Origin of the sequence: Krasilnikovia cinnamomea (genome assembly GCF_004217545.1) — a bacterium.
GTDB classification, from domain to species: domain Bacteria; phylum Actinomycetota; class Actinomycetes; order Mycobacteriales; family Micromonosporaceae; genus Actinoplanes; species Actinoplanes cinnamomeus.
The window spans coordinates 16,241-36,709 of the sequence record NZ_SHKY01000002.1; the positions used below are offsets into that span (position 1 = coordinate 16,241).

The window sequence follows — 20,469 nt, forward strand, 5'->3', positions numbered from 1 at the left end:
ACCGCCCCACCACGCCACGCGCAGCCGCGGACACGACACCGACGACTCAACAGCCATGCGCGCGTCGCGCCCGGCCGCCAAGATTTCTTCCCCCACATATTCACCAAGCGCAATTGACCCTGTCTGGCGTACAAACTGCAGGTCAAGGGCGGTGCAGGTGAACGGCGCCAGGGTCTGGCGTAGGTAAGGCGGCGAGCTCGTTGCCCACCAGGCCGCAGCTACACCCGACATACGGGCGATCGCCCGACTGGGCGAAATTCGGTCATAGCTAAGACGGGCAAACCAGGCAGGATTACGACAAGGTCCGAGTGGGCATCCGCAGAGCGGGGAGACAGGGACCGCACGTCGCGCGCAGCGACGCTCGGAAACCTGAGTCGAGAAAGAGGCGGTCTCGACCAACCGCGCAAGGGCGGCCAAGCACGCGGGCCGCACGCCCACGGAGCGCCACGAGACGCGTTTTGTAGGCAGCACTCGGCCCGCCCACCGGGCAAGTGCTAGCCTGATGGCAAGCCTCCGGTGTGCAAGCCGGGGCACAACCAAAGACCCTTGGGTTGGCAGCCTGTAGGGGGTCTCGGTTGAACACCGGTAACGAACGGTATGCAGTTATTCGGGCAACGCCTCGGCTTCTAGCCGGGGCGTTTCTCATTACCGGGTCATCGCGTCTCCTACGCAGCCTTCGGTCGGCGGCCGGCGTTCAGTTCCAGGGGCAGCTGCTCGTTCGCAGCTTGGTCCTCGTTCGGCCACAGCGGGCGGCCGTCCTCGTCGACAGGCATGTACCGGATGGCTCGACGAATGACCTCAGCCACGCTCAGACCCGCCACCTCAGCAGCACGAATGAGCTTCATCGCCTCGTCGGGATTGTCGATCTTGGTCCCCGCGGTGTAGGGCCTACCCGACGTCGGGTCATAGGCCGCCGTGTTGCCTTGAAAGCGCGTGCCGGGCTTCGGCCCTCGCTTCCGAACATGTCCGCCGTCCATGGGGATCATCATGGCAGAGGTTGGTCTTATCTCATGACGAGTTTGTCGGCGTGTCGCCCACCAGGTCCCACCTGGACGGTTGCACGCCGCAACGCCCACCCCGCCCCAAGCAAGGTGTGAATGACTCCGACTCGGCATCAGCCGCGTACGGTGACGAGCATGGAGCGGTTGGAACCTGCGCAGTGGTACGCCAGTTTGCCGAGCTTCCTGGCATCCGCCTGCATGCTCATCACCGATCCACGCGGGGCGGTGCTCGCCGTCAAACCAAACTACCGGCCGTGGTGGAACGTCCCTGGGGGAATCCTGGAGGCCGACGAGCCGCCGCACGAGTGCTGCGCTCGCGAGGTCGCCGAAGAGCTCGGCATCCAGCGGGAGGTGGGCCGGCTGCTCGTCCTTGATTGGGTTCCTCCGAACGCCCAGCGCCGGGCATGGTTCGGCTACGTCTTCGACGGCGGTGTACTCGACGACGCGTCTGCGATCACGCTGCAATCTGACGAACTGGATGCGTTCACGTTCTTCCAGGCAGGCCAGTTGCGCGAGCACCTGACGGCCAACACGGCCGATCGGATTGAGGCCGCGCTCCAGGCCAGGGCCCTCGGCGGAGTGGTGTACCTGCACAACGGCGTCCGAGTCGACCCCGTCAGCTCCGTGTCGGGCCGAGGGTAGACACCCGCTTCGATCGTTCACGCGGCCGCCGCCAGCAGCTCTCGCGCTTCGTCCTGCCACGCCTGCACGACCGGCGCGGTTCGGTGAGCCGCCAAGCCGCCGTGGTACTCACGGATTCGCTCGCGCAGCCGACGGGAGCGAAGCCGGGCAGCAGCGTGCAGTGCCGTCCGGGCCGTATCGCAAGAGTGCTCGACGTCGCCGAGACCCGCCTGGACCCGGGCCAACAGGATCTGGTGCAACGCACGGGCTCGAACGTTGTCGGTGGGCAGGTCGAGCGCGGCGGGGCCGTGGCGAGCGGCCTCAGCGAACCGGCCGAGGTCGAATAAGCAGTGCATGGTGGACCCGGCGTGGTGAGCCGGGCTCGACGCCCCCAACCACTCGGGCGCTTGCTGGGTAGCGGCGCGATCGAGAGCCTGCGCCGCGCGATCGAGGGCAGCGCGCACCTCGCCGGTCTCGCCAGCAAGGGCGTGGCCACGAGCCTCGGTGGTATGCAGCCGGGCCAACAACGCTGCCGGGGCATTCTGCGAGGTCATCCATCCCGCCCGGGCTACCTGCGCCGCCTTCGGCCCCTCGCCGAGGTAGACCAGCTGGGCGGCCATGTTGCTCATCACGTAGGAGCCAAACGCGGCATCGCCCGCCTGCTTGGCCAGCGCAAGGGCCTGGATGGAAAAGCGCTGTGCGAGGCCGTGGTCACCATCATCGAAGGCCATGTAGCTGACCGTCTCGGTGAGCACCGCGGCGGCCGCGAACAGCGCCCGCCCGACGCTGTCGCGGTAGGAACCGTGCAGAAGCGGTGCCACCTCGCGATCGAGGTAGTCGGTCAGCCAGGCCCGCGCGTGGCCGCCGCCGTGCCGGCGGTCGAGGTCGGCGAAGTCCTGCCTGGCGGCCAGCAGCCGCTCGACGTCGGCCATCCCGACCCGGCGGCGACCGGTGGCGGTGACCTGCGCGGCTGCGGGTGCGAAGGCCCACCGCCAGCCGGCCTCGAGGCCCGCGCCGGCCATGAACGCATAGGTCAGGAAGTCACGGCGGTGCACGGTCTGCCTCCATAGGGCGGTAGCCGAGTCAGCTGCACCGGATGCGCTGGTCGGGAACTCCAGGAAGGCATCCCCGGCCGCGAACACCTCAGCGGCGGTGACCCGCCGGTTGACTCGGCGGCTCAGTACCTCGGCGATCAATGCCGGGGTCGGCGCATCGGGGACTGCGCCCCGAAGCCAGCGGTTGACGGAGCTGGAGTCGTACCGCAGGCGCAGTTCGCCGTACCTGCGGTGTGCACCGAGCTGGTTGACGTGGCGGGCCAGTGCCGCATTAGACAGACCCGCCTCGCTGATCAGCGCCGCGAGGTACGTGTTGCTGATCGGACGACTACCCACGATCAACTCCCTCCCCGACAGACGCAGCGCAGCGAAGTCCCATGGTCGACATGGTGTCCGTCACGCTAGCGGCCTGTATCGGTCTGCGGTTAGTCCGATACGCAGAGCACAACCCGGCACAACCTCCCACCCAGGCATACACCTGCCGATCTTGCTCATCTCGACCGTTTCCTAAAGGGACTGCGTCGTTGTTTGACAACTCAAGAGGGATCTCACCGACGAAGGTCCACCAGTTCAGTGGAGGTCAACGGGCGGCGTGAGCTGAGTCTTCACCGGCGGCCTTGCTGCCCGTCGTCGCAGTGGCGGCGCACCGTTGGAACTCAATAGCGGCGGCAACATCCTCGGGCTCGTCGGTCAGCTCAACCTGGATGCGTCGACCATTCGCGTCGAAATTCATGATCATTACGCGGGCGTTGTCGAACAGCCACCAGTCGGCTTTTCCGAACGGCGAGTGCTCCGCAAGCTGCCGGGCCTGGGTTCGCGTCAAGTACTCGATATGCTCTCCGGCAGCCGTGTTCCATGTGTCGAGCCATCGCTCCCAGCGCTGATAGTCGGTTGGCGGCTCTTCGAGCACGCGCACTCGACCGATGACCTTGCCAGCCGCGGTTTGCTCGGCCACTTGGCGCATCCATGGAGCGAGGTAGGGATCCTCCATCGGATCCGATGGGTGCCCTGCCAGGAACGCATCGACGCTGGCTTGTTCGGCGGTGATCTCGTACACCGCCTGGTTCTCCCAGCGCCAGGCGGTGTGCTGGTAGGTCGCCAGCTGCTGCCAGAACTCGGTGCCGAAGTCGCCGTCTGTCAGCGTGCGTCGCATCGCAGGCTCCTTCCTAGTGCGGGTGGCGGTTGAGAACGTTGAGGATCAACTGTCGGGCTTGCTCCCCGGTTAGAGCGTCCTGCCACAGCTCCTCGATCAGACCGCGGTATTGCTCGACTTCGTCGGCCAGCAGGCGCCGCTCGGTGAACCACTCCTCCACGAAACCGACGTCGCCGTACAGCTCTACGGCGTTCTGCGGGAAGTACCGCACTGGCTGATCCAGCGGGATGATTCCGAACCGGACGTTCTGCAGGCCGTCGATGTTCAGCAAGCGATCGAGCTGTTGGCGCATGACATCGGGAGTCAACGCCTTCGGCTGCCACCGCAGTACTGGCTCAGTGATCAGCACCTGGAAGGTGCGGTTGGTGTCGTAGAGCAGTCCGGTGCTGGCCTGCCGGGCGGCCACGGCCTCGTCGATGTCTTGTGCCCCTCCGAGCCGCTGGTAGCTCTCGGTCAAGACCGCCCGGGTATAGCCCGGGACCTGGAAGAAGCGCGGGATGAACGTGGTCTCCAGGAACCGGTAGTCGGTGCACTCGGCGATGACGCGGTTGTACTCGTTCTGCACTCCCGCTTGACCGTCACGGACCAGACGTGCCCAGTCGCGGCGTGCCTGCTGCGCTTCGGTGAGCATGGCGTGCCACAGCTCAAGTACGTCAGGTGGAGTGTCGGTGAGCGAGGCCCAGAGGTCGAGGTCGTCGTGTGTCGGTAGCTGACGGCCGGCCTCGATCTTGCTCACCTTGGATTGTTGCCAGCCCGCGCGGCTTGCGAGCTCCTTGGCGAGCATCGGTTCGCGCGCACGCCGCAGCCTGGTCGCGAGACCTTCGTCGCGAGTCAGGAGCTCCTGTACGGGTGGGGTCTTCATGCTGTTTCTCGTACTCCTCCGGGTCGGACGGCGTGCCAAGCAGGTGGCCCGAGGGAGGCGGTGTCTTACCGGGCACAGCGGGCGATGCTCTTCGGGGGCCGCCGAGGCGACCCCCGAAGAGATCAAATCAGGCCGTTCTCCGTGGCCCAGCGTCGGCCGAGCTGCTCGATGATGTTGGCCGGGACCTCGACTCCGCTCTCGTTCGCTGCCTGGTCACGCAGCTGTGTCCCGGCTGGCAGGTTCCAGCCCTGAATTACGTAGCTGCCTCGGTCGGTGGCGTAGACGGCGGGGCACCCGCCCGTGCCGGAGTTGACGTCCTTGAACAGAAAGATCAACTGAAGCTCTTGCATCTCAGCGCCCTTCTCGTGGGGGGAGCAAGCCGCTTGATAGTCGCATTCATGGCGAGCATCTGCCTAGGAATTTCTCGGAAAATCTAGTGCATGCGCGTAGGTGGCCACGTCTTGGCCAGCCAATACTAGCAAGTCTAAGAATTTGCTTGTAACTTGCTCGACGCAGCGTTACGTTGCTGATGCCGACAAGGCTTCGCTGAGCAAGGGAGCTGCGGTGGCGGCATCCATCGAAGATCGCCTTTCTGGCCACGGCCCAGTTGCCCGTGTCGCAGAAGCGCAAGGGGCCCTGACAGCGGCATCCGTCAAGGCCCCGGGCTGCACCGATCCGAACGTTCATCTCACGGAAGGAACTGATCGACGTGCCCATGACCACCGTATCTGCGCCGCTTCCGGAAGGCACGCGCTCTGAAGTCGCGGCGGAGAGCACCGCGGTCCTGCGAAAGCGGGTGGCCGCCTCCGGCCTGTGCCGCCCCGGCGCGGCCTCCACGACGGTCGTCACGTTCCATGCCAGCGTCGCCGCTCCCCATCCGTCCGACGTAGGCGGCGCGGACAAAACGCACGACCTCTGGTTCCCCCTCGAGGAGACCGGCGTCAAGGCCGTCGCACAGGCCCGCCGGGCCTGTAAGGGCTGCCCGGTGAAAGACGAGTGCGGCGTGCTCGCCTACCGCGAGGAGGCAGCCAGCGGCGACGTCCACGGCGTACGCGGCGGCCTGTGCGCTGGTGAACGCCGTGATGCCCTGCGCCAGTTCCGGGCGCCCAAGGGCGGTGCCCGATGATCGTCGCCGAGATCCTGACCGCAGCGGCCGGGGCCGTCGCCGCTGCTGCCCCCGCAGCTCTGCTGCTGCGTCGAATGCACGCCGATCTCGACGCGGCCCGTACGGCGTGCGCGGTGGCGCGGCATGACGCGGCGCACGACCGGCTGACCGGGCTGGTGAACCGGGCAGGTTTGGAAACCGCACTCAACGAGCGAGCCGACAACGGCCGCCCGTGGTCGCTGATCATGGTCGATCTCGACGATTTCAAGCAGGTCAACGACACGTTCGGCCATGCAGCTGGCGATGAGGTGCTGGTCGAGGCGGCGCGCCGGCTCTCCATGGCATTCGCGGAGACGGGCGATGTGGTCGGTCGGTTCGGCGGCGACGAGTTCCTCGTCGTGGCGGACAGCCCGGAACACCAGGCGTCGAGCTTGGTGCCGTGGATGCGCGCGCTGCACGCACTGAAGGCGCTGCGTCAGCCGATGGAGCTGGAGTCGGGCCACCGAGTGACGGTGACAGCCAGCGTCGGCCTGGTCCAGGTGCTGCCGGATGCGTCGCTTCGGCGGGCACTGCGCTCGGCTGATATGGCGGTGTATCGGGGCAAGGTTCGCGGCGGCAACCAGCTGGTCGAGTACGGCTTGCCGGGTGAGCTGGCTGCCTTGGAGCCCGAACGGCCTGTCGCACGGCTGCGGGAGATGACCGGCGCTGGTCGCGACCTGTGGGCGGTGCGGCGATGACCACGTTCACCGTCCCCCTGCCCGGTTCCCTGGCATGGCGCAAACTCCACCCGGTCCCGCCCAACGCGCCGCTGTACATGGTGGGCCCGTACTGCCCGCTCGACGACACCCAGCTGCAGGAGCGGGCCGACGGTTTCGGCTGCCCGGTCTGTGAGGCGGCCTGGGACTTCCACGGCTTGTCCGGTCGGTGGCTGCCCGCCACCGCCGCGGTGGCCACCGGCGAGACGCCGGCGCGCTGGCGCACGTGGGCACCGGCCCTGGCGGCCGGGGTAGCCGCCTGTGCGCTGGGCGCCGCTGCCGTCGTGCTCGATGAGCGCCTGGTGTGCTGGCTGGCCGCGATGATCGGCGCGGCCGCGGTCGCGGTCGTGCTCGGCGCGCTCGTCGGGCGGTACCGCGACTGGCTGCGCTACCGCCACAACCGGGTGATGCGGGTGATCGCCAGAGAGGTGATCCGATGACCGCGGCGCTGATCGTTCGGGTCCGTCTCGACTGGACCGGACCGGGCCACTACGACCCCGACCACTCGCGGCCCTGCCGCTTCGGGGACGGGTCAACCAAGATGCGCGACGGTTCCGGCCGCCCGTGTCACCAGCAGTGCGCCGAAGACGAGATCGCCCGGGAACTGTACGGGCGCGGCCAGAAGCTGATTGCAGACGAGCGGTTCGGCGTCGCGCAGCAGTGCTACCGGCGGGTGCCGAAGGAGGCGGCCCGGTGACGGCCGAGTTCGTCCGCCACGGTGCGCTGCTGGTGCCGGTCGACACGCTCGAGCAGTTGTCCGGAGAGGCGGCCGAGCTGCGCGAGCAGCTGGCCGCCGAGCGGGCGCTGCAGTCAGTACAGCGTGAGGACGTCTGGACACGCCGGGCAACGTCGGTGCAGCACGAGCTGGCGATGGCCGAGGTCGACGAGCAGGAGGCCACCGCGAAGCGGGCCCGCAGGGAGCGGATCCGCGACGCCGCAGAGGCCGACGAGTTGGCGGCGCTGTATCGGCGTGCGGCCAGCTCGGGGGCGCGGGCCCGGATCCGGGCGCTGATACTGGGCTCAGCGGAGATGCGGGCGTTGCGGATCGCGAAGGTGCGCACGGTGGCGCTGTGGGCGGGCCTGCCGGTGCTGGCCGCGTTCGCGGTCTGGTCGACAACCGGGGTGCAGGCCGGTGTGGTCCGGCTGCTCGATCTGGCTCGCGGGTCAGCGGCGTGGGCGGCCTCGTGGGCGGTGGAGCCCGCGCTGATCGTGATCGTCGCGCTGATCATCATCGGCCGGGCGGTACTGCGCTCCTCCGGTGGTGACACCGACTGGCGGGCCACTGTCGCCGAGTGGGTCGCACTGGGACTGTCGCTGGCGCTGAACATCCTCGGTGGCTGGCACGGCGGCTGGAGCGGTCTGCTGACCGCGCTGCCGCACGCGATCGGGCCGCTCGGCTGCGCCGGTACCGCGTTCCTGATCGGCCTGTTCGACTCCTACACCGCGGCGGCCCGCCCGTGGGACAACGCGCCGCGGCTGGACGAACTGGGCCTGTTCCGGGACCACGACGCACCGGTACTGGCCGCAGTACCGCCGGCAGTGTCGGGCGGGGCGCCGGTACCGCGTACCGATACCGGCCGCGCGGTACCGGCGCGCACCGGAACCGGTCCGGGACGGCCGCGACCGGTACCGGCTGCAGGTACCGGTCGGCGGCCGCTGACCTCTCGTACCGGTACGCCCACCGGTACCGGTACAGGCTCACCCAAGGCTGCGGCCAGGGCTTTCTGGGACGCCGAGACCGCGGCCGGGCGGACCCCGACGGGCGCGGAGCTGGCCCGGGCGGCCGGGCGGGATAGCGACGAGACCGGAGTGTTCCGCCGGTACGCCCGGGACTGGGCCGCCGCGCTGACGAGCAAGGAGCAGGCCGATGTCGCGTCCTGACCCCGCCGGTACCGCACAGGTCGGCAGCGTCCCGCGGCAGACGCACGCCAATCCCCTGACCGCCGCGCTGCCACACGGTCGCGACGCTGACGGCCGCCAGGCCGGGGCGCCGGGCATGCGGCAGCCGAGCCCGTCCCGGACGACGTAACCGTCGATCACTCTCCAGTCTCCACTCGTCGGGGGCGAAACCCATACGCAGAAGGGCAGGCCGGGCGGTGAGCGCACTCCCCGCAAACAACTACCCACAGTCATCGCCGCCGGTTTTTCCAGTCCGACCGGAGGCGGACGTCGTGGACCTCGCCGACCGCAGGTCAGCGGCTCAGGAAGCCCCTCCCCTACCGGAAGAGTTTCGCTATGAACCGGTACAAAAGTTCTCAGGCCGTTCTGGCCGACAGTCCGGTCCCGGAATCACCATTGGTGACATTCCGGGGGATTGGGGCAGCGTCCATGCGGTGTGGACGGGCACACCGGAGCCGCTGAGCGCACTGACTGAGCAGGTCCGCGCGGCGCGCGACGCCGACGACCCGCGACAGGTCGCGATGGCCTGCTGGTCGCTGCTCGTGCTGATCCCGCGGGCAGTGCTGCATCTGGCCTCCTGGGCCTTGCAGGACCCGGCCCGGACCGCTGCGGCCTTGCTGCTGCTCGGCGTTCTGGTCGGCTCTCTCACCCTCTGACACCCACCTCTTTGGAAGGAGGCACTTCTCATGTCCGGTGCGCTGACCGTTCTGCTCGGCGTCGCGTTCATCGCGCTGTCGCTGTTCTTCAAGTTCATGCCCCGGCTGCGCGTCGTGGTCGGCCTGGTGGTCGGCGCGATGCTCGCCGGGGTCGTCACCCACTGGATCACCCACTGGTTCGCCCAGGGCGTCGGCGCGGTCTCCGGGCCGATCTCGCAGACGATCGGGCAGAGCACCCACGCGGTCGAGGTGGCCTTGCCGACCGTGACCGGGTTCGTCCTGGCCGTGGTTGTGATCGTCTTCCTGCGCGGCAAGGGCGGCAAAGGCGGCGGGGGAGGCGGCAAGGGCGGCGGCGGCAAGGGCGGCCTGGCACACGCCGCGCTGGCCTGCGCCGTGCTGCTGCCGATCGTGGTGACCTCGCTCGGCAGCGTGATCAGGAGCGTGTCCTGATGGATCCCGTCACCATCTTCACCATCTTGGTCTGGCTGGCGGTCGCGAAAAGCGCCGTGTACATCCTGGAGGACGCCGCGTACGGCGTCGTCCGCGGCAAGCAGTCGCCGCGGCAGCGGGAACGGGCGGTGCACCGGGCCGCCGAACAGGCCGCGGCCGCGCAAGGCAAGCCGCCCCCGCCGCCGACGGGCGGCGCCTGGGGACGGACCAGGGCCGCGGTGGGCGGTTACCTGGCCGGGGTGGTGGAGGATGCCACCGCCGCGGCCCGGGCGCGTAAACGCCGCGCGGTTGCCCGCCGGGCGGGGGCGCGAGCCGTCGACGGTGTCTTCGTCGATCACGCCGACGACGAGGGGTTCTACGCCGACTGCGACATTTGCGGCTGGTGCAGCCGGCGTTACCGGCTTGAGGCCAACGCGCTCGGCGCTGGTCGGGACCACACCCGTGTCGAGCACCCCGAGCGGTACCACCCAGACCCTGCCCCGGCCGACCCTGCCCCGGCGGAGCCAGCCGAGCAGTCGCAGGACGGCGCAGGTCAGACGCAACCCGAGCCCGAAGTGATCGACATGCCGGTCGTCCTGGCGTGCGGCCAGTGCCCGAGGGGCGTGATGAGGGACGGGCAGTGCGACAGCTGCCGGCGGGTGGCGCCGGCGAGCGCGTCCGCAGGAGACCGCCCGCAGCTGCGGGTGATCCCCGGCGGCTCCGCCGACGGAGCACCCGCACGGAACGACGCCACAACGGCGGCGTCACTACCGGCCCGCGAAGCGGCGGATGACGCGGCCCCGGCCGACGGCACGAACCCTCCGGCGGACGACCGCGACCTGATGGCGCTGATCGACGCCACCCAGACCTCCGGTGCCGGCACCCCGGTCGGCACCGCGAACGAAAGGAGTACCACCGTGAATCTGGATGCCACTGGGCCCGAGGAGATCCGCGCCGGGTTCAACCAGGCCGCGGAGACCGCCAGCACGCGGGCCGAGCAGATCGCCGAGTTCGCCGGCGTGCTGGCCGAGGCCGCGGAGCGGTTCGAGAACCTGCGGATGGCGACGACCACCGTGGAGCACGTACGGGAGGCGTCCGAGGCGTTCCAGGCGGCCAAGGCGCTGATCGACAACGCGCAGGAGTCGCTGGAGGCGGCGCTGGCCGATTTCAACGCCAAGGACGGTCACGTGGGCGACACCGTCGCCGAGACCGGCGGCAATCTGGCCTCCGAAGAGGTCCTGGTCGGCGGCTGATCAGCGATGGGCCTCGGACAGCGAGGCCGGGGCCCTCGCGTTCTCTCTTTCACCTCACGGCGCGGATCAGGAGGACGGCATGGCGGCGAACGCGAAGAGGCCCACGATCGCTGAGGTTCGGGCCGAGCGGGCCCGCAAGCTGGGCATGGTGGCGGCCGCCGCGGTCGTCTGCGTCGTCCTGGCCGTGGGCTGGGTGATCCGCAAGTCGTGGCGGCGGTTGTTCCCGCTGTACTGGGTCGGCGCCGAACTGGGGGTGGTCTGGTTGTCCGGGCCGCTCGGCGTTCCGCCGGGCACGATCGGCCTGGCCGTGCTCGCCGCGCTCATCACCGCGGCGGTATGGCCAGCCCGCAGCCGGGTGGTCCGCGGTTGGCGGGCCGCGATCGTCGCCGTGCTCGGCGGCGTCGCGGTCGCGACGGTCGCCGCCGGTGGCCCGGCCATGCTCGCAAGCCATCCGGTGTGGACTGTGTTCGCGCCGCTGGCGGCGGGGATGCTGCTGGGCTGGCCATGGTGGCACCACCTGCGCCAACTGCAGCCCGCGCCGCTACCCGAGCCGGCACCGCTGGTCGCGGCGCCGCGGGAGGTGGACCCGCTCACCGAGCGGTGGGCGCGGCGGTGGGAGCTTGAGGTCGTGGCGGTCGGGGTGTGCGCGGGCACTCGGGTGCTCCGGGCGTTCGAGCCCCGCGACGGGGTCACCGACCTGATCGTGCAGCTGATGCCCGGCCGCGGAGTCACCAACGCCGCGATCATCAAGAAGGGTCCGGAGGTGGAAGTCGCCCTGGACCTGGGTGACGGCACCGTCGGGTTCGCCGCCACCGGCAAAGCCGCCAAGGTGCGGTGCAGCCTGACCCAACGCTCCTACATCGCCGGCGGGGTGCCGTGGACCGGGCCGACCATGCGCGAGGGCCGCTGCGAGATCCTCACCTACGTCGACGGGTCGCCGGGCTGGTGGACGTTCATGCCGCCTGGCTTCGGCGTCAAGGGCGGCCTGGTCGTCGGGAGTTCCGGCTCGGGTAAGTCCCGCGCGTTGGGCGTGCTTATCGCGAACCTGCTCGCTGACGGATGGATGGTGGTCGTCGGCGACTCCCAGCACGGGCAGAGCCTGCCGGCGTGGAGGGACAAAACCGAGTACCACGCCGGCCCGGCCGCGGTCACCCTGGTCGTCGCCCGGTTCCACGCCGAGATCATGTACCGGTCGAAGCGGCTGGCCGAGGCCGGTATCGAGGTGTTCGACGAGAACGACCCCCGGGTCAAGGCCCTGGGCTTCCGCAAGATGATGGGGATCATCGACGAGTGCCAGCTGGTACTGATCCGCAACACCCCCATCGTGCCACTGGTCGAGCAGGCCGTCGAGACGATGCGCAAGACCGGCGTGGGGCTGATCCTGGCCACGCAGATCCCGCAGAACGGCTCGCTGGGCGGCTCGATCCGCATCCGTGACGCGGTGGTCGCCGGCAACACCCTCGTGCTGCGCCTGTCCAACCGTGGTTCCGGATCCACGATCCTGCCAGACGACTTCGTCGGCGACCCGTTCGCCATCCCAGACCTGGACGCGAAGGGCCAGGTCACCGCGGGCATGGGCTACCTGCGCTCCGCCAGCAAGGTCGGCATGATCGGGCGGACCGCGAAACTTGACGAGAAGGCCGCCGCCGACGCCTCCCCGCACGTCGCGGTCGTCTGGAACGTCGACCCGATCGAGTCGATCACGCCGGTCAAGGCCGCCCGACCGCACACCGCCGGCACAGCCGACGGCAGCGGCGGACTGGACAAGATGCGCGCCTGGTTCGGCCTCGGCACCAACGGCAAGAGCCCCGCAGCGCCGGCTGGCCCGCAGACCAGCACCGAGTGGGTCCTCGCGTGCCTGCGCTCCGGGCCCACCTCCGCGCAGGCCCTGCTGGACCGGCCCGACTGCCCGGTCGGCAAGTCCCAGCTGTACGCGCTGCTCAAGGCCCTCACCGAGCGTGCGGTCATCGTGCGGCCCGCCGAGAACACCGGCGCCTACACGCTGCCCGGCAAGGTCGGCGCCGGACGCTGACCACCGCGGGCCCAGCTCGCCCCTCTTCTTATCCCACCGTCTTCCACCTGCCCGGATCTCGTGCTGCCCCCGAACGGAGACGAACCGAGATGGCACGCCGTAAGCAGCAACCGGCACCCGAGCCGGGCGCCCTCGGACCGATCGCCCGCGCCGCCTGGCAGGGGCTGACCATCGGCACCGGCCGCGCCGTCCGCGGCATCACACCCCTCGCGGACGGCGCCGACCGCGGCGCCGGGCAGCCCCACGACGGTCTCGGCACCCTGCTGCTGCTGACCGGGATGGTGCTCGGCGCCGCGATGTGGACCCACCCGGCCGGGACAGCTGGCGCCGCGCTCGCCGGGATCGCCGCCCTCGCCGGCACCCTGATCGGAGTCCTCGCGTACGCCGCCCCAGCCGGGCTGCTCTACCTAGCCGTGCAGGTGCTGCGGATGCCCGCCGGACTGGGAAGCCCGGCGCTGATCCGGCAGACCGGCGGCGCCGCCCTGACCGCCGCGGCGATCGCCGGCGTCGCCGACCTGGCCGCCGGGGCGGGCGGGCTGCTCGGCCGCATCACTGGCGCCGCGCCGGCGGCGCTGGTCACCGCCTGGGTGATGCTGCCCGTCCTGGTCCTTTCTGCCACCGCCGGACTCATCACCGTCACCGGCTTCACCCTGCCCCGGCCGCAGCCCCGCCCGGTAGCCGAACTCGACGACCTCGACGACGACTTCGACGACGGCTCCGCCCTGCCACCCGCTGCAGCGGCGCCGGTCTCACCGGCGGCACCCGCCGCAACACCGGCACCCCCGACGCCGGCGGCTCCCGTCCACCCGGCCCCGGCCGGCGCCACCCAGGCCCGCCCGGCGGCGACTGCCGCGGGTGAGCAGACGGCGGCGGTGGTGGGCGGCTGGCATTTGCCGCCGCTGAGCCTGCTCACCGCCGGCGACCCGCCGAAGAAGCGCACCGCCGCGGGCGACGAGATCAAGGCGAAGCTGCAGGGTGTCCTGGCCGAGTTCAAAGTGAACGCCAGCGTCGGCGGCTACCGGCGCGGCCCGGCCGTGACCCGCTACGAGATCACTGTCGGACCTGGCGTGAAGGTTTCCAAGATCACCGGGTTGGAGCAGAACTTCGCCCTCGTGCTGGGCACCCCGAACGTGCGGATCCTCAGCCCGATCCCCGGTAAGAGCGCCGTCGGGGTGGAGATCCCCAACAGCGACCGGGAGACCGTCAGCCTCGGCGACGTCATCCACGCCTACGCCGCCTGGTCGCACCGCAGCAGCCACCGGCTACTGATCGGCCTCGGTAAGGACATCGACGGCCGCCCGGTCACCGCGGTGCTGGCCGACATGCCGCACCTGCTGGTGGGGGGCGCCACCGGCTCCGGCAAGTCCGGATTCCTCAATAGCCTGCTGACCAGCGTGCTGACCCGGGCCACCCCGGACGAGGTGCGGCTGCTGCTGATCGACCCCAAGCGCGTTGAGCTGGCCGCGTACACCGGCCTGCCGCACCTGGTGACGCCGATCGTCACCAACCCGGTCAAGGCCGTCGAGGCACTGCATTGGCTGGTCCGCGAGATGGAGCAGCGCTACGACGCCCTCGCCGAGGCCGGGGTCCGCAACATCGAGGACTTCAACCGCAAGGCCCGCGCGGCCGGCGCAACACCGCTGCCCTACCTGCTCGCGGTCGTGGACGAGCTGGCCGACCTGATGATGGTTGCCGGCAAGGCCGCCAAGGACGATGACGAGCTCGACGTCGAAGGCCCAATCGTGCGGATCCTGCAGTTGGCCCGGGCCGCCGGCATCCACCTTGTCCTGGCCACCCAGCGGCCCAGCGTGGACGTGGTCACCGGCCTGATCAAGGCGAACCTGCCGTCGCGGCTCGCGTTCGCAGTCGCCTCACTGCCCGACTCCCGGGTGATCATCGACGCCCCTGGCGCGGAGAAGCTGCTCGGTCGCGGTGATGGCCTGTTCATCCCGGTCGGCGCGTCCACCCCGATCCGGCTGCAGGGCGCATGGGTGACCGAGAAGGAGATCGCCGCGGTCGTCGGGCACTGGCGGCGCCAGCAACCCGCCCCCGCTGCCCCGGCGAGGGCGGCTGTGCAGCCAGCCGAGGCCGAGGCTGCACCCGCGCCCGGGCCCACCGCCGTGCCGCGGAGCAACGTCGACGCCGACGCCGACCGGGCCCTGTTCCTGCAGGCCATCGAGCTCGTGGTGGCCAGCCAGTTCGGCTCCACATCGATGCTGCAACGCAAGCTGCGCATCGGTTACGCCAAGGCCGGCCGGCTGATGGACCTGATGCAGGACGCCGGGATCGTCGGCCCGTCCGAGGGCTCCAAGGCCCGCGACGTGCTGGTCAAGCCCGACGAGTTGGCCCGCATACGCGTCGAACTCGACGCCGACGACCAGGCCAATGCGGACTCCAACGTTGTGCCGTTCCCGCAGCGGCAGCAACGCCGCTGACCCCCGCGCGGGCGGCCCGTACGCCTCGACAAGCCCGGGCCGCCCACCACCTCACCGAAGGAGGCACCACCGATCATGCCCCTGTTCGACGACACCACCACCGAGCAGCAACCACTCGTCGCGTCACCCGCCGTCGACGAACTGCTCGACGAACGCGACACCATCCTGATCGGCGGCCGGCTCCACACCGAGACCAGCACCGTGCGCGCCATCGAGACCCGCGTCGACACCAAGGCCGGCAACTTCCTTAACCTGGCGTCCGGGCTGCTCATCGCGGGACTGGCTCTGCTCGGCGGCGGCAAACTACCCGGGCCGGCCGCGGCCGTCGGCTGGGCCGCCGCCGCAGCTGTCGGCGTCGCCGTGCTGCTGCTGACCGCCGCGCTGCGCCCGAACCTGGGCGGGGACTTCGGCTTCGTCCGCTGGGCGGCCACGACCGGCGGCCAGGATCTGCTCGACGACCTCGCACAGGAACCAGACGGGACCGGCAGCGCCGCGCTCACCGAACAGGCCCGCCAACTACGCTGGCTCTCCCAGTCGCTACACACCAAGTTCGTCCGGATCCGTCGCGCGCAGACCCTGCTCGTCGTCGGCCTGACCGCTGCGGCGACCGCCGCGCTCGTATCGACCTGGGCGCGGTGACCGCCATGTCCACCGTCACCGCGCACCGGCCTATCGCCAGCCCTCTCACCGCGAAGGTCACCCCGACCGTGCCCGCCGGGCCCGTACCGGCTGGGCAGCAGGAGTACCGGCTCGAGATCGTCACCGATCCTGACCCGGACTACCCGGCCGCCATCGTCTGGTACCGGGCCAGCGGAATCGCCGCGGCGCTCAGCCAGGCCCGGCGGCTACTGGCCGCCCACGACGGCCCCGACGACCAGTACGGCGAGCTGTACCAGCGCAACGGCGAGCTGGCCGACTACCTGACCACCCTCCACCAGGGAGCGTGAGCGATGCCGTACGTCGATACCCTGACCGTCGTCCACCACGACGACACCCGCACTGAGTACACCGCGGTGCGGTACACGTTGTTCCGCGATGGAGTCCGGACCTGGACCGTCGACGGGCGACGCGACCACACCGACGTCCTGATGACCCAGGCGTACCGGCGTCAACCCGCCAGCGACCAGCGGTACGTCAACCGCAACGGTGAGACACCCGCCTCACCGACATCCTGTTCCGCAAGATGATCAGGGCCGCCACCGACTGCCGTTAAGTTCCCCGAGCCTCCGGGGCCTGGCAGCCGGAAGGGGAGTCGAGAGCCGCGGTTGTATCAGCCCCGTCCGTACCCTTGGGCGGGGCTGAGGCCGATCTTCACGACTACGAGCGGGACCGCACCTTGTCGAGGCCCTTCGGCCGGCCGGTTCACGTCGGCCCCTGGTCGTCTTGCGCCGGGAGTGGTGATGCCCGCCACCTGGGTTCTCTTGGCGGAGTGCAAGGTGGCGGGCGCCAACGGATGCGCGGAGGGGCTCCCCTCCATGCTTTCCGACGGGACGAACCCGTCAGTAGTGCCAACGTGCGAGCCGGCGTGCGCTTACCGAGATTTGCACTGTTTACGTCAACCACAGCCCCACCATCTGCGCAACCGTCCGAGAAGCGATCAAGCTGTGTTCTCACGTGGACTGAGCTAGGCCGCCGTCTTCACCCATTAGAGTGAAGCGTTTTATAGATCAAGTGCATCCGGAGTCAGCGCTTACCGAGATTCCATTGTTTACAGACCCGCACCGCTATCTCGTTCTACACCTTTCGGCCGTGGCCGTATCCGGTTTATCGTTCCGCCTGACCGTTCTCGGTGTTCTTGGCGGAGTGCGGAGCCGGTCGTCCAACGGATTGCGCAGAGGAGACGAGTATGTCGATCACCCGCAGGTTGCCCTGGTACGCCTCGTGCGTTCTGGTCCCGATCGTGCTCGGTTGGACCCCCGAGCAGATTCTGACCTTGGCACCGGTATTCATCTTGGTCGTGATTCTGGTGCCCGTGCGCGCCGAAGCATGACCGCATACCGCCGTGACAGTTTCTAGCTCGGCGACGGACGACTCTGCCCGATTCTGTCGTGGTGCGCTAACCGGCGCACCACGACGTCCGGGTCCACGGCGGCGTCCGCGCCAACACATCGGTGATGCCGCTGCTGTTCCGGCTGAGGAAGGCCAGGAAAGCAGTTCCCGGCTCGTGCCCCGCCCAAGTCAACGTGCCAGTGACCACGCCGCGCGGCCTACGCCGCCCGCGCCGCCGGTTCGCGAAGCTCCGCGAGCGTCCGACCACGATCGTCCGAACCGGGAGGAAGGTGCCGCCGAGCCGGCCGCGTATCCGGCTGGACCGGACCCCACCGACCCGGCCGCCAAGGTGTGGCAGCTGGTCGTGCGTGCCCAGGCAGGCGACCAAGACGCGTTCGGCCAGCTCTACCACCAGTACGTCGATACGGTTTTCCGCTTCGTCTACTTCCGCGTCGGTAACCGCGAGCTGGCCGAGGACCTCACGTCCGACACGTTCATGCGGGCCTTCAAGCGCATCGGCAGCTACACCTGGCAGGGCCGCGACCTCGGCGCATGGCTGGTCACTATCGCCCGCAACCTCGCGGCGGACCACTTCAAGTCCGGGCGCTACCGGCTCGAGGTCACCACCGATGAGGCAATCGCCGTTGACGGCGAAGACCGCACTCCGGAGGGCAACCCGGAAACCGCCGTCGTCGACCACATCACCCACATGGCCCTATTCACCGCGGTAAAACAGCTCAATCCAGAGCAACAGCAGTGCATCACCCTGAGGTTCCTGCAAGGTCTCACGGTGGCCGAGACAGCTCGGACGATGGACATGAACGAGAGCGCGGTCAAGGCGCTGCAGTACAGATCGGTCCGCGCACTCGCCCGGCTCCTCCCCGAGGGCTTTGACTGGGGCCGGTCGGCTCCGTCACAGCAGACCATCGACGTGGGCCTCAACGGCACGGGCGTCCCGGCGGAGGAGAACTCAACGCGCACCGACCCCGCAGCGCATCCCAGCCCCGCAGCTACAGTTCCGAAACCGCCGGCACCTGAACCCCCGATGCCCATCCAGGTCACCGCCGCCCCAAGTCCCGTTCCCGACAGCATCTCCGCGCGAGTGCGTGCCTTACCCGAACAGCAGCGGGCCATCTACATGCAGATTGTCGAGGAGGGCAAGACCGCCGCCGAGGTCGCGCGGTCAACTGGACTCGCGCCGTCCACAGTCCGCGTCCACCTTTCACGGGCCAACCGTGCGCTCGCTGCCCCCCTCCCGCGGCAACCGCAACCACCACCAGAGCCCACGTCGCGGCGGCGCTACATCGCGACGGACTTCTCCGGGACGGACGTCAGCCCGATGAGCCTCATGCGACTGCCCAAGGGACAGCGCGACGTCGTACGACGCTTCCTCGACGGCGCCAGCCGAAAGCAGATCGCGGCCGATCTTGGGATCAGCGAGACGACCGTCCGATCACAGCTCTGCAAGGCGATGCAGACCCTGCGTAGCGATGAGCCCTGACCATCGGGAAGACGATGGCACCAATGTGCAAGCGCCGGCCGACCATCTCGACACGGTGGTGGTGGACCTCGCCGTTCTAGTCGTGCGGCAGCCCGCGGCGGTGGCGGTGTTCACGGCGGTGGCCCGGCAAGCCGCCCGCTGGTCCGGCATTCCGACCGTGGCCGGTCCCTGGGTCAGCGCGCCGAGATCCGCGGTTCAGGTCCCGCAGGGCCGCCGCCTATCTGATCGCGGCCACGACCCAGGATCAGTCGGTGAGGAGTCCTTGGCATCGAACGGTGGTGCTCTCGTCGCTTGCGACGGGCATAGGCGACATCTGCGGCGAATCGGGTGACCACGTGTCGCGTCCGTCGAGAAGCCGGCGCAGCACCCATGCCCGCGCGGCCGGACCGGCGACCTCTTGCCGGTGCTGTTCGGCGTGCTCGCGGCTGTGGTGCACGCTCACCTGCGGCCGGTCGCCGGTCTCCACGACCACCACGTACACGGCCTCGACCCTCTCGGCTCGTGCGAGCCTGGCGCGGGCCTCGACCGCGCCATCGGCAGACGCGCCGATCCGGTCGACGACCTCCACCACGTTCGCGGCCAGGCCGAGCCCGATCAGCCGAGCGACCACGGCCGACTCCGAGCGTTGCAGCCGCGCGGCCAGCGTCGGCAGGGCCACCCGGTCACTCCAGCCGGCGCGGACCCGATTGTCGTCATCGTCGAGCCACACCACGCTGGCGTCCGTCGTGGCGCTCGCGCGCAGCGCCGCACGCCAATCGAAACCGTCCTCGGCCAGCTTGGCGCGCAACCACTCGACGCGAGTCCGGGCCGGTACCTCGGCGGGCACCAGGCGCCGCAGCTGGCCCTGCACTCCGCTGGACGAGCGGCCCAACTCGCCCGCGACCTCTACCAGCGAGGCGCCCGCGGCGATGCACCGCATCAATCGTGCGTAATCCTCCTCGGTCCACGGCTCGCCGTGCCGCGAGGGCCAACGCTCCTGCTCGTCGATATTCACAATCGCCACTGTAGGTAGACCCCACGACAACTTCGCGTGCACGCACCTGCCCCTCGGCGAGGTGGCAGGGAGAGGACTGCAGGCCCTCAGTCGGTGGTCTTGGCGTCGGGAACAGCCTCCTCCGTCGGGTCTCCTTCGCGATCGGCGGAAACGAACGACGGCTGCCTGCCCGTCTGGCGAGTCACCGGCTGATCTCAATCAGAACACCGACACGCACGGCTCGGCGGTCGGGCGGGTCGGTCACACTGTGGCCATCGATCCGAGAGAAGGAGCCGCAGCGTGTCGGGCAGCGATGTCATCGTGGCGGCGTTGGCCGCAGGTGCGAGTGCGGGCATCACGAGCACAGCGACCTCCGCGGTGCAGGACGCCTACGCGGGGTTGAAGAAGCTGTTGCGGCCGTGGCTGCGCGGGCAGGCGCGGGAGGCGCTGGAGGCCGACGAGACCGAGCCCGGAGTGTGGCAGGCCCTCATCGGCGGCGAACTGGACGCGTCGGGCGCTACCCAGGACGGCGAGGTCGTGGCCGCGGCCGAGCGGCTGCTGGTGTTGGCAGATCCGACCACCGCGCGCACATTCAACATCACGGTGTCCAGCAACAACGGCGTGGTCGCCGGCGTGATCAGCGCCCCTGTGACGATCCACCACCCTCCGGGCCCCCCAGCGGCGCCGGCGACGGCCTAGGGTCGCCCGTCGCCGGTGACTGCACCGACCCGGCCGCTGTCCGCATCGATG

Annotated in this window: 24 protein-coding genes and 1 pseudogene; 19 read left to right on the forward strand and 6 right to left on the reverse strand. The window is 69.7% G+C overall.

The genetic code is table 11. The annotated features are described in order from the left end of the window. Positions 1 to 665: 665 nt before the first annotated feature. On the reverse strand, positions 666 to 977 hold the full coding sequence (locus EV385_RS32850) for a hypothetical protein (RefSeq protein ID WP_130513738.1): 312 nt from the start codon (positions 975 to 977) through the stop codon (positions 666 to 668). A 159-nt stretch (positions 978 to 1,136) separates the two neighbouring features. On the opposite strand from EV385_RS32850, the gene EV385_RS32855 reads away from it, so the two are divergent. Continuing rightward, on the forward strand, positions 1,137 to 1,643 hold the full coding sequence (locus EV385_RS32855; protein WP_130513739.1) for an NUDIX domain-containing protein: 507 nt from the start codon (positions 1,137 to 1,139) through the stop codon (positions 1,641 to 1,643). A 17-nt stretch (positions 1,644 to 1,660) separates the two neighbouring features. Here the strand turns inward: EV385_RS32855 and EV385_RS32860 are convergent, their stop codons facing one another. From EV385_RS32860 to EV385_RS32875, 4 genes are all read right to left on the reverse strand, one after another. Beyond that, positions 1,661 to 3,013, reverse strand: coding sequence for an NsdA family TPR-like regulatory protein (locus EV385_RS32860; protein WP_130513740.1), 1,353 nt, complete (start codon positions 3,011 to 3,013; stop codon positions 1,661 to 1,663). 244 nt (positions 3,014 to 3,257) lie between these two features. Next, complete coding sequence (locus tag EV385_RS32865; RefSeq protein WP_130513741.1) at positions 3,258 to 3,830, reverse strand: DUF6879 family protein; 573 nt, start codon at positions 3,828 to 3,830, stop codon at positions 3,258 to 3,260. A gap of 13 nt (positions 3,831 to 3,843) precedes the next feature. Then, positions 3,844 to 4,692 (reverse strand): Scr1 family TA system antitoxin-like transcriptional regulator, encoded by an 849-nt coding sequence (locus EV385_RS32870; protein WP_130513742.1) that lies wholly within the window; start codon positions 4,690 to 4,692, stop codon positions 3,844 to 3,846. Positions 4,693 to 4,814: 122 nt separating this feature from the next. Next, a complete protein-coding gene (locus tag EV385_RS32875) occupies positions 4,815 to 5,042 on the reverse strand; it encodes a hypothetical protein (protein WP_130513743.1) in 228 nt (75 codons plus the stop codon). Positions 5,043 to 5,407: 365 nt separating this feature from the next. Between EV385_RS32875 and EV385_RS32880 the strand changes: the two genes are divergently transcribed. The 17 genes and pseudogenes from EV385_RS32880 to EV385_RS35560 all read left to right on the forward strand — a co-directional run bounded on the left by EV385_RS32880 (position 5,408) and on the right by EV385_RS35560 (position 18,746). Next, positions 5,408 to 5,818 carry a WhiB family transcriptional regulator gene (locus tag EV385_RS32880; RefSeq protein WP_242625400.1) on the forward strand — a complete coding sequence of 137 codons (411 nt, stop codon included), beginning with the start codon at positions 5,408 to 5,410 and terminating at the stop codon, positions 5,816 to 5,818. Then, complete coding sequence (locus tag EV385_RS32885) at positions 5,815 to 6,534, forward strand: GGDEF domain-containing protein (RefSeq protein ID WP_242625392.1); 720 nt, start codon at positions 5,815 to 5,817, stop codon at positions 6,532 to 6,534. Before EV385_RS32880 ends, EV385_RS32885 begins: the two co-directional genes overlap by 4 nt. Then, positions 6,531 to 6,992 carry a hypothetical protein gene (locus EV385_RS32890; protein ID WP_130513745.1) on the forward strand — a complete coding sequence of 154 codons (462 nt, stop codon included), beginning with the start codon at positions 6,531 to 6,533 and terminating at the stop codon, positions 6,990 to 6,992. The genes EV385_RS32885 and EV385_RS32890 overlap by 4 nt, the downstream gene beginning before the upstream one ends. Beyond that, positions 6,989 to 7,249 carry a hypothetical protein gene (locus tag EV385_RS32895; protein ID WP_130513746.1) on the forward strand — a complete coding sequence of 87 codons (261 nt, stop codon included), beginning with the start codon at positions 6,989 to 6,991 and terminating at the stop codon, positions 7,247 to 7,249. The genes EV385_RS32890 and EV385_RS32895 overlap by 4 nt, the downstream gene beginning before the upstream one ends. Beyond that, positions 7,246 to 8,433 carry a hypothetical protein gene (locus EV385_RS34715; RefSeq protein ID WP_207230180.1) on the forward strand — a complete coding sequence of 396 codons (1,188 nt, stop codon included), beginning with the start codon at positions 7,246 to 7,248 and terminating at the stop codon, positions 8,431 to 8,433. The genes EV385_RS32895 and EV385_RS34715 overlap by 4 nt, the downstream gene beginning before the upstream one ends. Next, positions 8,420 to 8,581: a hypothetical protein gene (locus EV385_RS34160; RefSeq protein WP_165449733.1), complete on the forward strand. Its 162-nt coding sequence runs from the start codon at positions 8,420 to 8,422 to the stop codon at positions 8,579 to 8,581. Before EV385_RS34715 ends, EV385_RS34160 begins: the two co-directional genes overlap by 14 nt. Positions 8,582 to 8,723: 142 nt before the next feature. Beyond that, positions 8,724 to 9,107 carry a hypothetical protein gene (locus EV385_RS32905; protein ID WP_242625393.1) on the forward strand — a complete coding sequence of 128 codons (384 nt, stop codon included), beginning with the start codon at positions 8,724 to 8,726 and terminating at the stop codon, positions 9,105 to 9,107. Between the two features lie 30 nt (positions 9,108 to 9,137). Next, the gene (locus tag EV385_RS32910; RefSeq protein ID WP_130513747.1) at positions 9,138 to 9,557 is read left to right on the forward strand and encodes a hypothetical protein; all 420 of its coding nucleotides are present in this window, start codon (positions 9,138 to 9,140) and stop codon (positions 9,555 to 9,557) included. Beyond that, positions 9,557 to 10,789 (forward strand): hypothetical protein, encoded by a 1,233-nt coding sequence (locus tag EV385_RS32915; RefSeq protein WP_130513748.1) that lies wholly within the window; start codon positions 9,557 to 9,559, stop codon positions 10,787 to 10,789. The genes EV385_RS32910 and EV385_RS32915 overlap by 1 nt, the downstream gene beginning before the upstream one ends. A 79-nt stretch (positions 10,790 to 10,868) precedes the next feature. After that, complete coding sequence (locus tag EV385_RS32920) at positions 10,869 to 12,821, forward strand: ATP-binding protein (protein WP_130513749.1); 1,953 nt, start codon at positions 10,869 to 10,871, stop codon at positions 12,819 to 12,821. Between the two features lie 89 nt (positions 12,822 to 12,910). Further along, complete coding sequence (locus EV385_RS32925; RefSeq protein WP_130513750.1) at positions 12,911 to 15,256, forward strand: DNA translocase FtsK; 2,346 nt, start codon at positions 12,911 to 12,913, stop codon at positions 15,254 to 15,256. A 75-nt stretch (positions 15,257 to 15,331) separates the two neighbouring features. Next, on the forward strand, positions 15,332 to 15,895 hold the full coding sequence (locus EV385_RS32930) for a Pycsar system effector family protein (RefSeq protein ID WP_242625394.1): 564 nt from the start codon (positions 15,332 to 15,334) through the stop codon (positions 15,893 to 15,895). 5 nt (positions 15,896 to 15,900) lie between these two features. Continuing rightward, complete coding sequence (locus EV385_RS32935) at positions 15,901 to 16,203, forward strand: hypothetical protein (RefSeq protein WP_242625395.1); 303 nt, start codon at positions 15,901 to 15,903, stop codon at positions 16,201 to 16,203. Between the two features lie 3 nt (positions 16,204 to 16,206). Continuing rightward, on the forward strand, positions 16,207 to 16,443 hold the full coding sequence (locus EV385_RS32940; RefSeq protein WP_130513751.1) for a hypothetical protein: 237 nt from the start codon (positions 16,207 to 16,209) through the stop codon (positions 16,441 to 16,443). Positions 16,444 to 17,102: 659 nt separating this feature from the next. Further along, positions 17,103 to 17,246 carry a hypothetical protein gene (locus EV385_RS34165; protein ID WP_165449734.1) on the forward strand — a complete coding sequence of 48 codons (144 nt, stop codon included), beginning with the start codon at positions 17,103 to 17,105 and terminating at the stop codon, positions 17,244 to 17,246. Positions 17,247 to 17,363: 117 nt separating this feature from the next. After that, positions 17,364 to 18,137, forward strand: a pseudogene (locus tag EV385_RS35555) (sigma-70 family RNA polymerase sigma factor); the annotation flags it as partial. Positions 18,138 to 18,290: 153 nt separating this feature from the next. Then, a complete protein-coding gene (locus EV385_RS35560) occupies positions 18,291 to 18,746 on the forward strand; it encodes a sigma factor-like helix-turn-helix DNA-binding protein (RefSeq protein WP_278045042.1) in 456 nt (151 codons plus the stop codon). A gap of 244 nt (positions 18,747 to 18,990) precedes the next feature. Here EV385_RS35560 and EV385_RS32950 read toward each other — a convergent pair whose 3' ends face one another. After that, positions 18,991 to 19,782 (reverse strand): hypothetical protein, encoded by a 792-nt coding sequence (locus tag EV385_RS32950; protein ID WP_130513753.1) that lies wholly within the window; start codon positions 19,780 to 19,782, stop codon positions 18,991 to 18,993. A 237-nt stretch (positions 19,783 to 20,019) separates the two neighbouring features. Between EV385_RS32950 and EV385_RS32955 the strand changes: the two genes are divergently transcribed. Further along, a complete protein-coding gene (locus EV385_RS32955; protein ID WP_130513754.1) occupies positions 20,020 to 20,418 on the forward strand; it encodes a hypothetical protein in 399 nt (132 codons plus the stop codon). Positions 20,419 to 20,469: the final 51 nt, after the last annotated feature.

Coding starts and splice junctions, on each gene's coding strand:
- EV385_RS32850 (WP_130513738.1), bottom strand. CDS start 977: ATGGACGGCGGACATGTTCGGAAGCGAGGGCCGAAGCCCGGCACGCGC.
- EV385_RS32855 (WP_130513739.1), top strand. CDS start 1,137: ATGGAGCGGTTGGAACCTGCGCAGTGGTACGCCAGTTTGCCGAGCTTC.
- EV385_RS32865 (WP_130513741.1), bottom strand. CDS start 3,830: ATGCGACGCACGCTGACAGACGGCGACTTCGGCACCGAGTTCTGGCAG.
- EV385_RS32870 (WP_130513742.1), bottom strand. CDS start 4,692: ATGAAGACCCCACCCGTACAGGAGCTCCTGACTCGCGACGAAGGTCTC.
- EV385_RS32875 (WP_130513743.1), bottom strand. CDS start 5,042: ATGCAAGAGCTTCAGTTGATCTTTCTGTTCAAGGACGTCAACTCCGGC.
- EV385_RS32880 (WP_242625400.1), top strand. CDS start 5,408: ATGACCACCGTATCTGCGCCGCTTCCGGAAGGCACGCGCTCTGAAGTC.
- EV385_RS32885 (WP_242625392.1), top strand. CDS start 5,815: ATGATCGTCGCCGAGATCCTGACCGCAGCGGCCGGGGCCGTCGCCGCT.
- EV385_RS32890 (WP_130513745.1), top strand. CDS start 6,531: ATGACCACGTTCACCGTCCCCCTGCCCGGTTCCCTGGCATGGCGCAAA.
- EV385_RS32895 (WP_130513746.1), top strand. CDS start 6,989: ATGACCGCGGCGCTGATCGTTCGGGTCCGTCTCGACTGGACCGGACCG.
- EV385_RS34160 (WP_165449733.1), top strand. CDS start 8,420: ATGTCGCGTCCTGACCCCGCCGGTACCGCACAGGTCGGCAGCGTCCCG.
- EV385_RS32910 (WP_130513747.1), top strand. CDS start 9,138: ATGTCCGGTGCGCTGACCGTTCTGCTCGGCGTCGCGTTCATCGCGCTG.
- EV385_RS32915 (WP_130513748.1), top strand. CDS start 9,557: ATGGATCCCGTCACCATCTTCACCATCTTGGTCTGGCTGGCGGTCGCG.
- EV385_RS32920 (WP_130513749.1), top strand. CDS start 10,869: ATGGCGGCGAACGCGAAGAGGCCCACGATCGCTGAGGTTCGGGCCGAG.
- EV385_RS32925 (WP_130513750.1), top strand. CDS start 12,911: ATGGCACGCCGTAAGCAGCAACCGGCACCCGAGCCGGGCGCCCTCGGA.
- EV385_RS32930 (WP_242625394.1), top strand. CDS start 15,332: ATGCCCCTGTTCGACGACACCACCACCGAGCAGCAACCACTCGTCGCG.
- EV385_RS32935 (WP_242625395.1), top strand. CDS start 15,901: ATGTCCACCGTCACCGCGCACCGGCCTATCGCCAGCCCTCTCACCGCG.
- EV385_RS32940 (WP_130513751.1), top strand. CDS start 16,207: ATGCCGTACGTCGATACCCTGACCGTCGTCCACCACGACGACACCCGC.
- EV385_RS34165 (WP_165449734.1), top strand. CDS start 17,103: ATGTCGATCACCCGCAGGTTGCCCTGGTACGCCTCGTGCGTTCTGGTC.
- EV385_RS35560 (WP_278045042.1), top strand. CDS start 18,291: ATGCCCATCCAGGTCACCGCCGCCCCAAGTCCCGTTCCCGACAGCATC.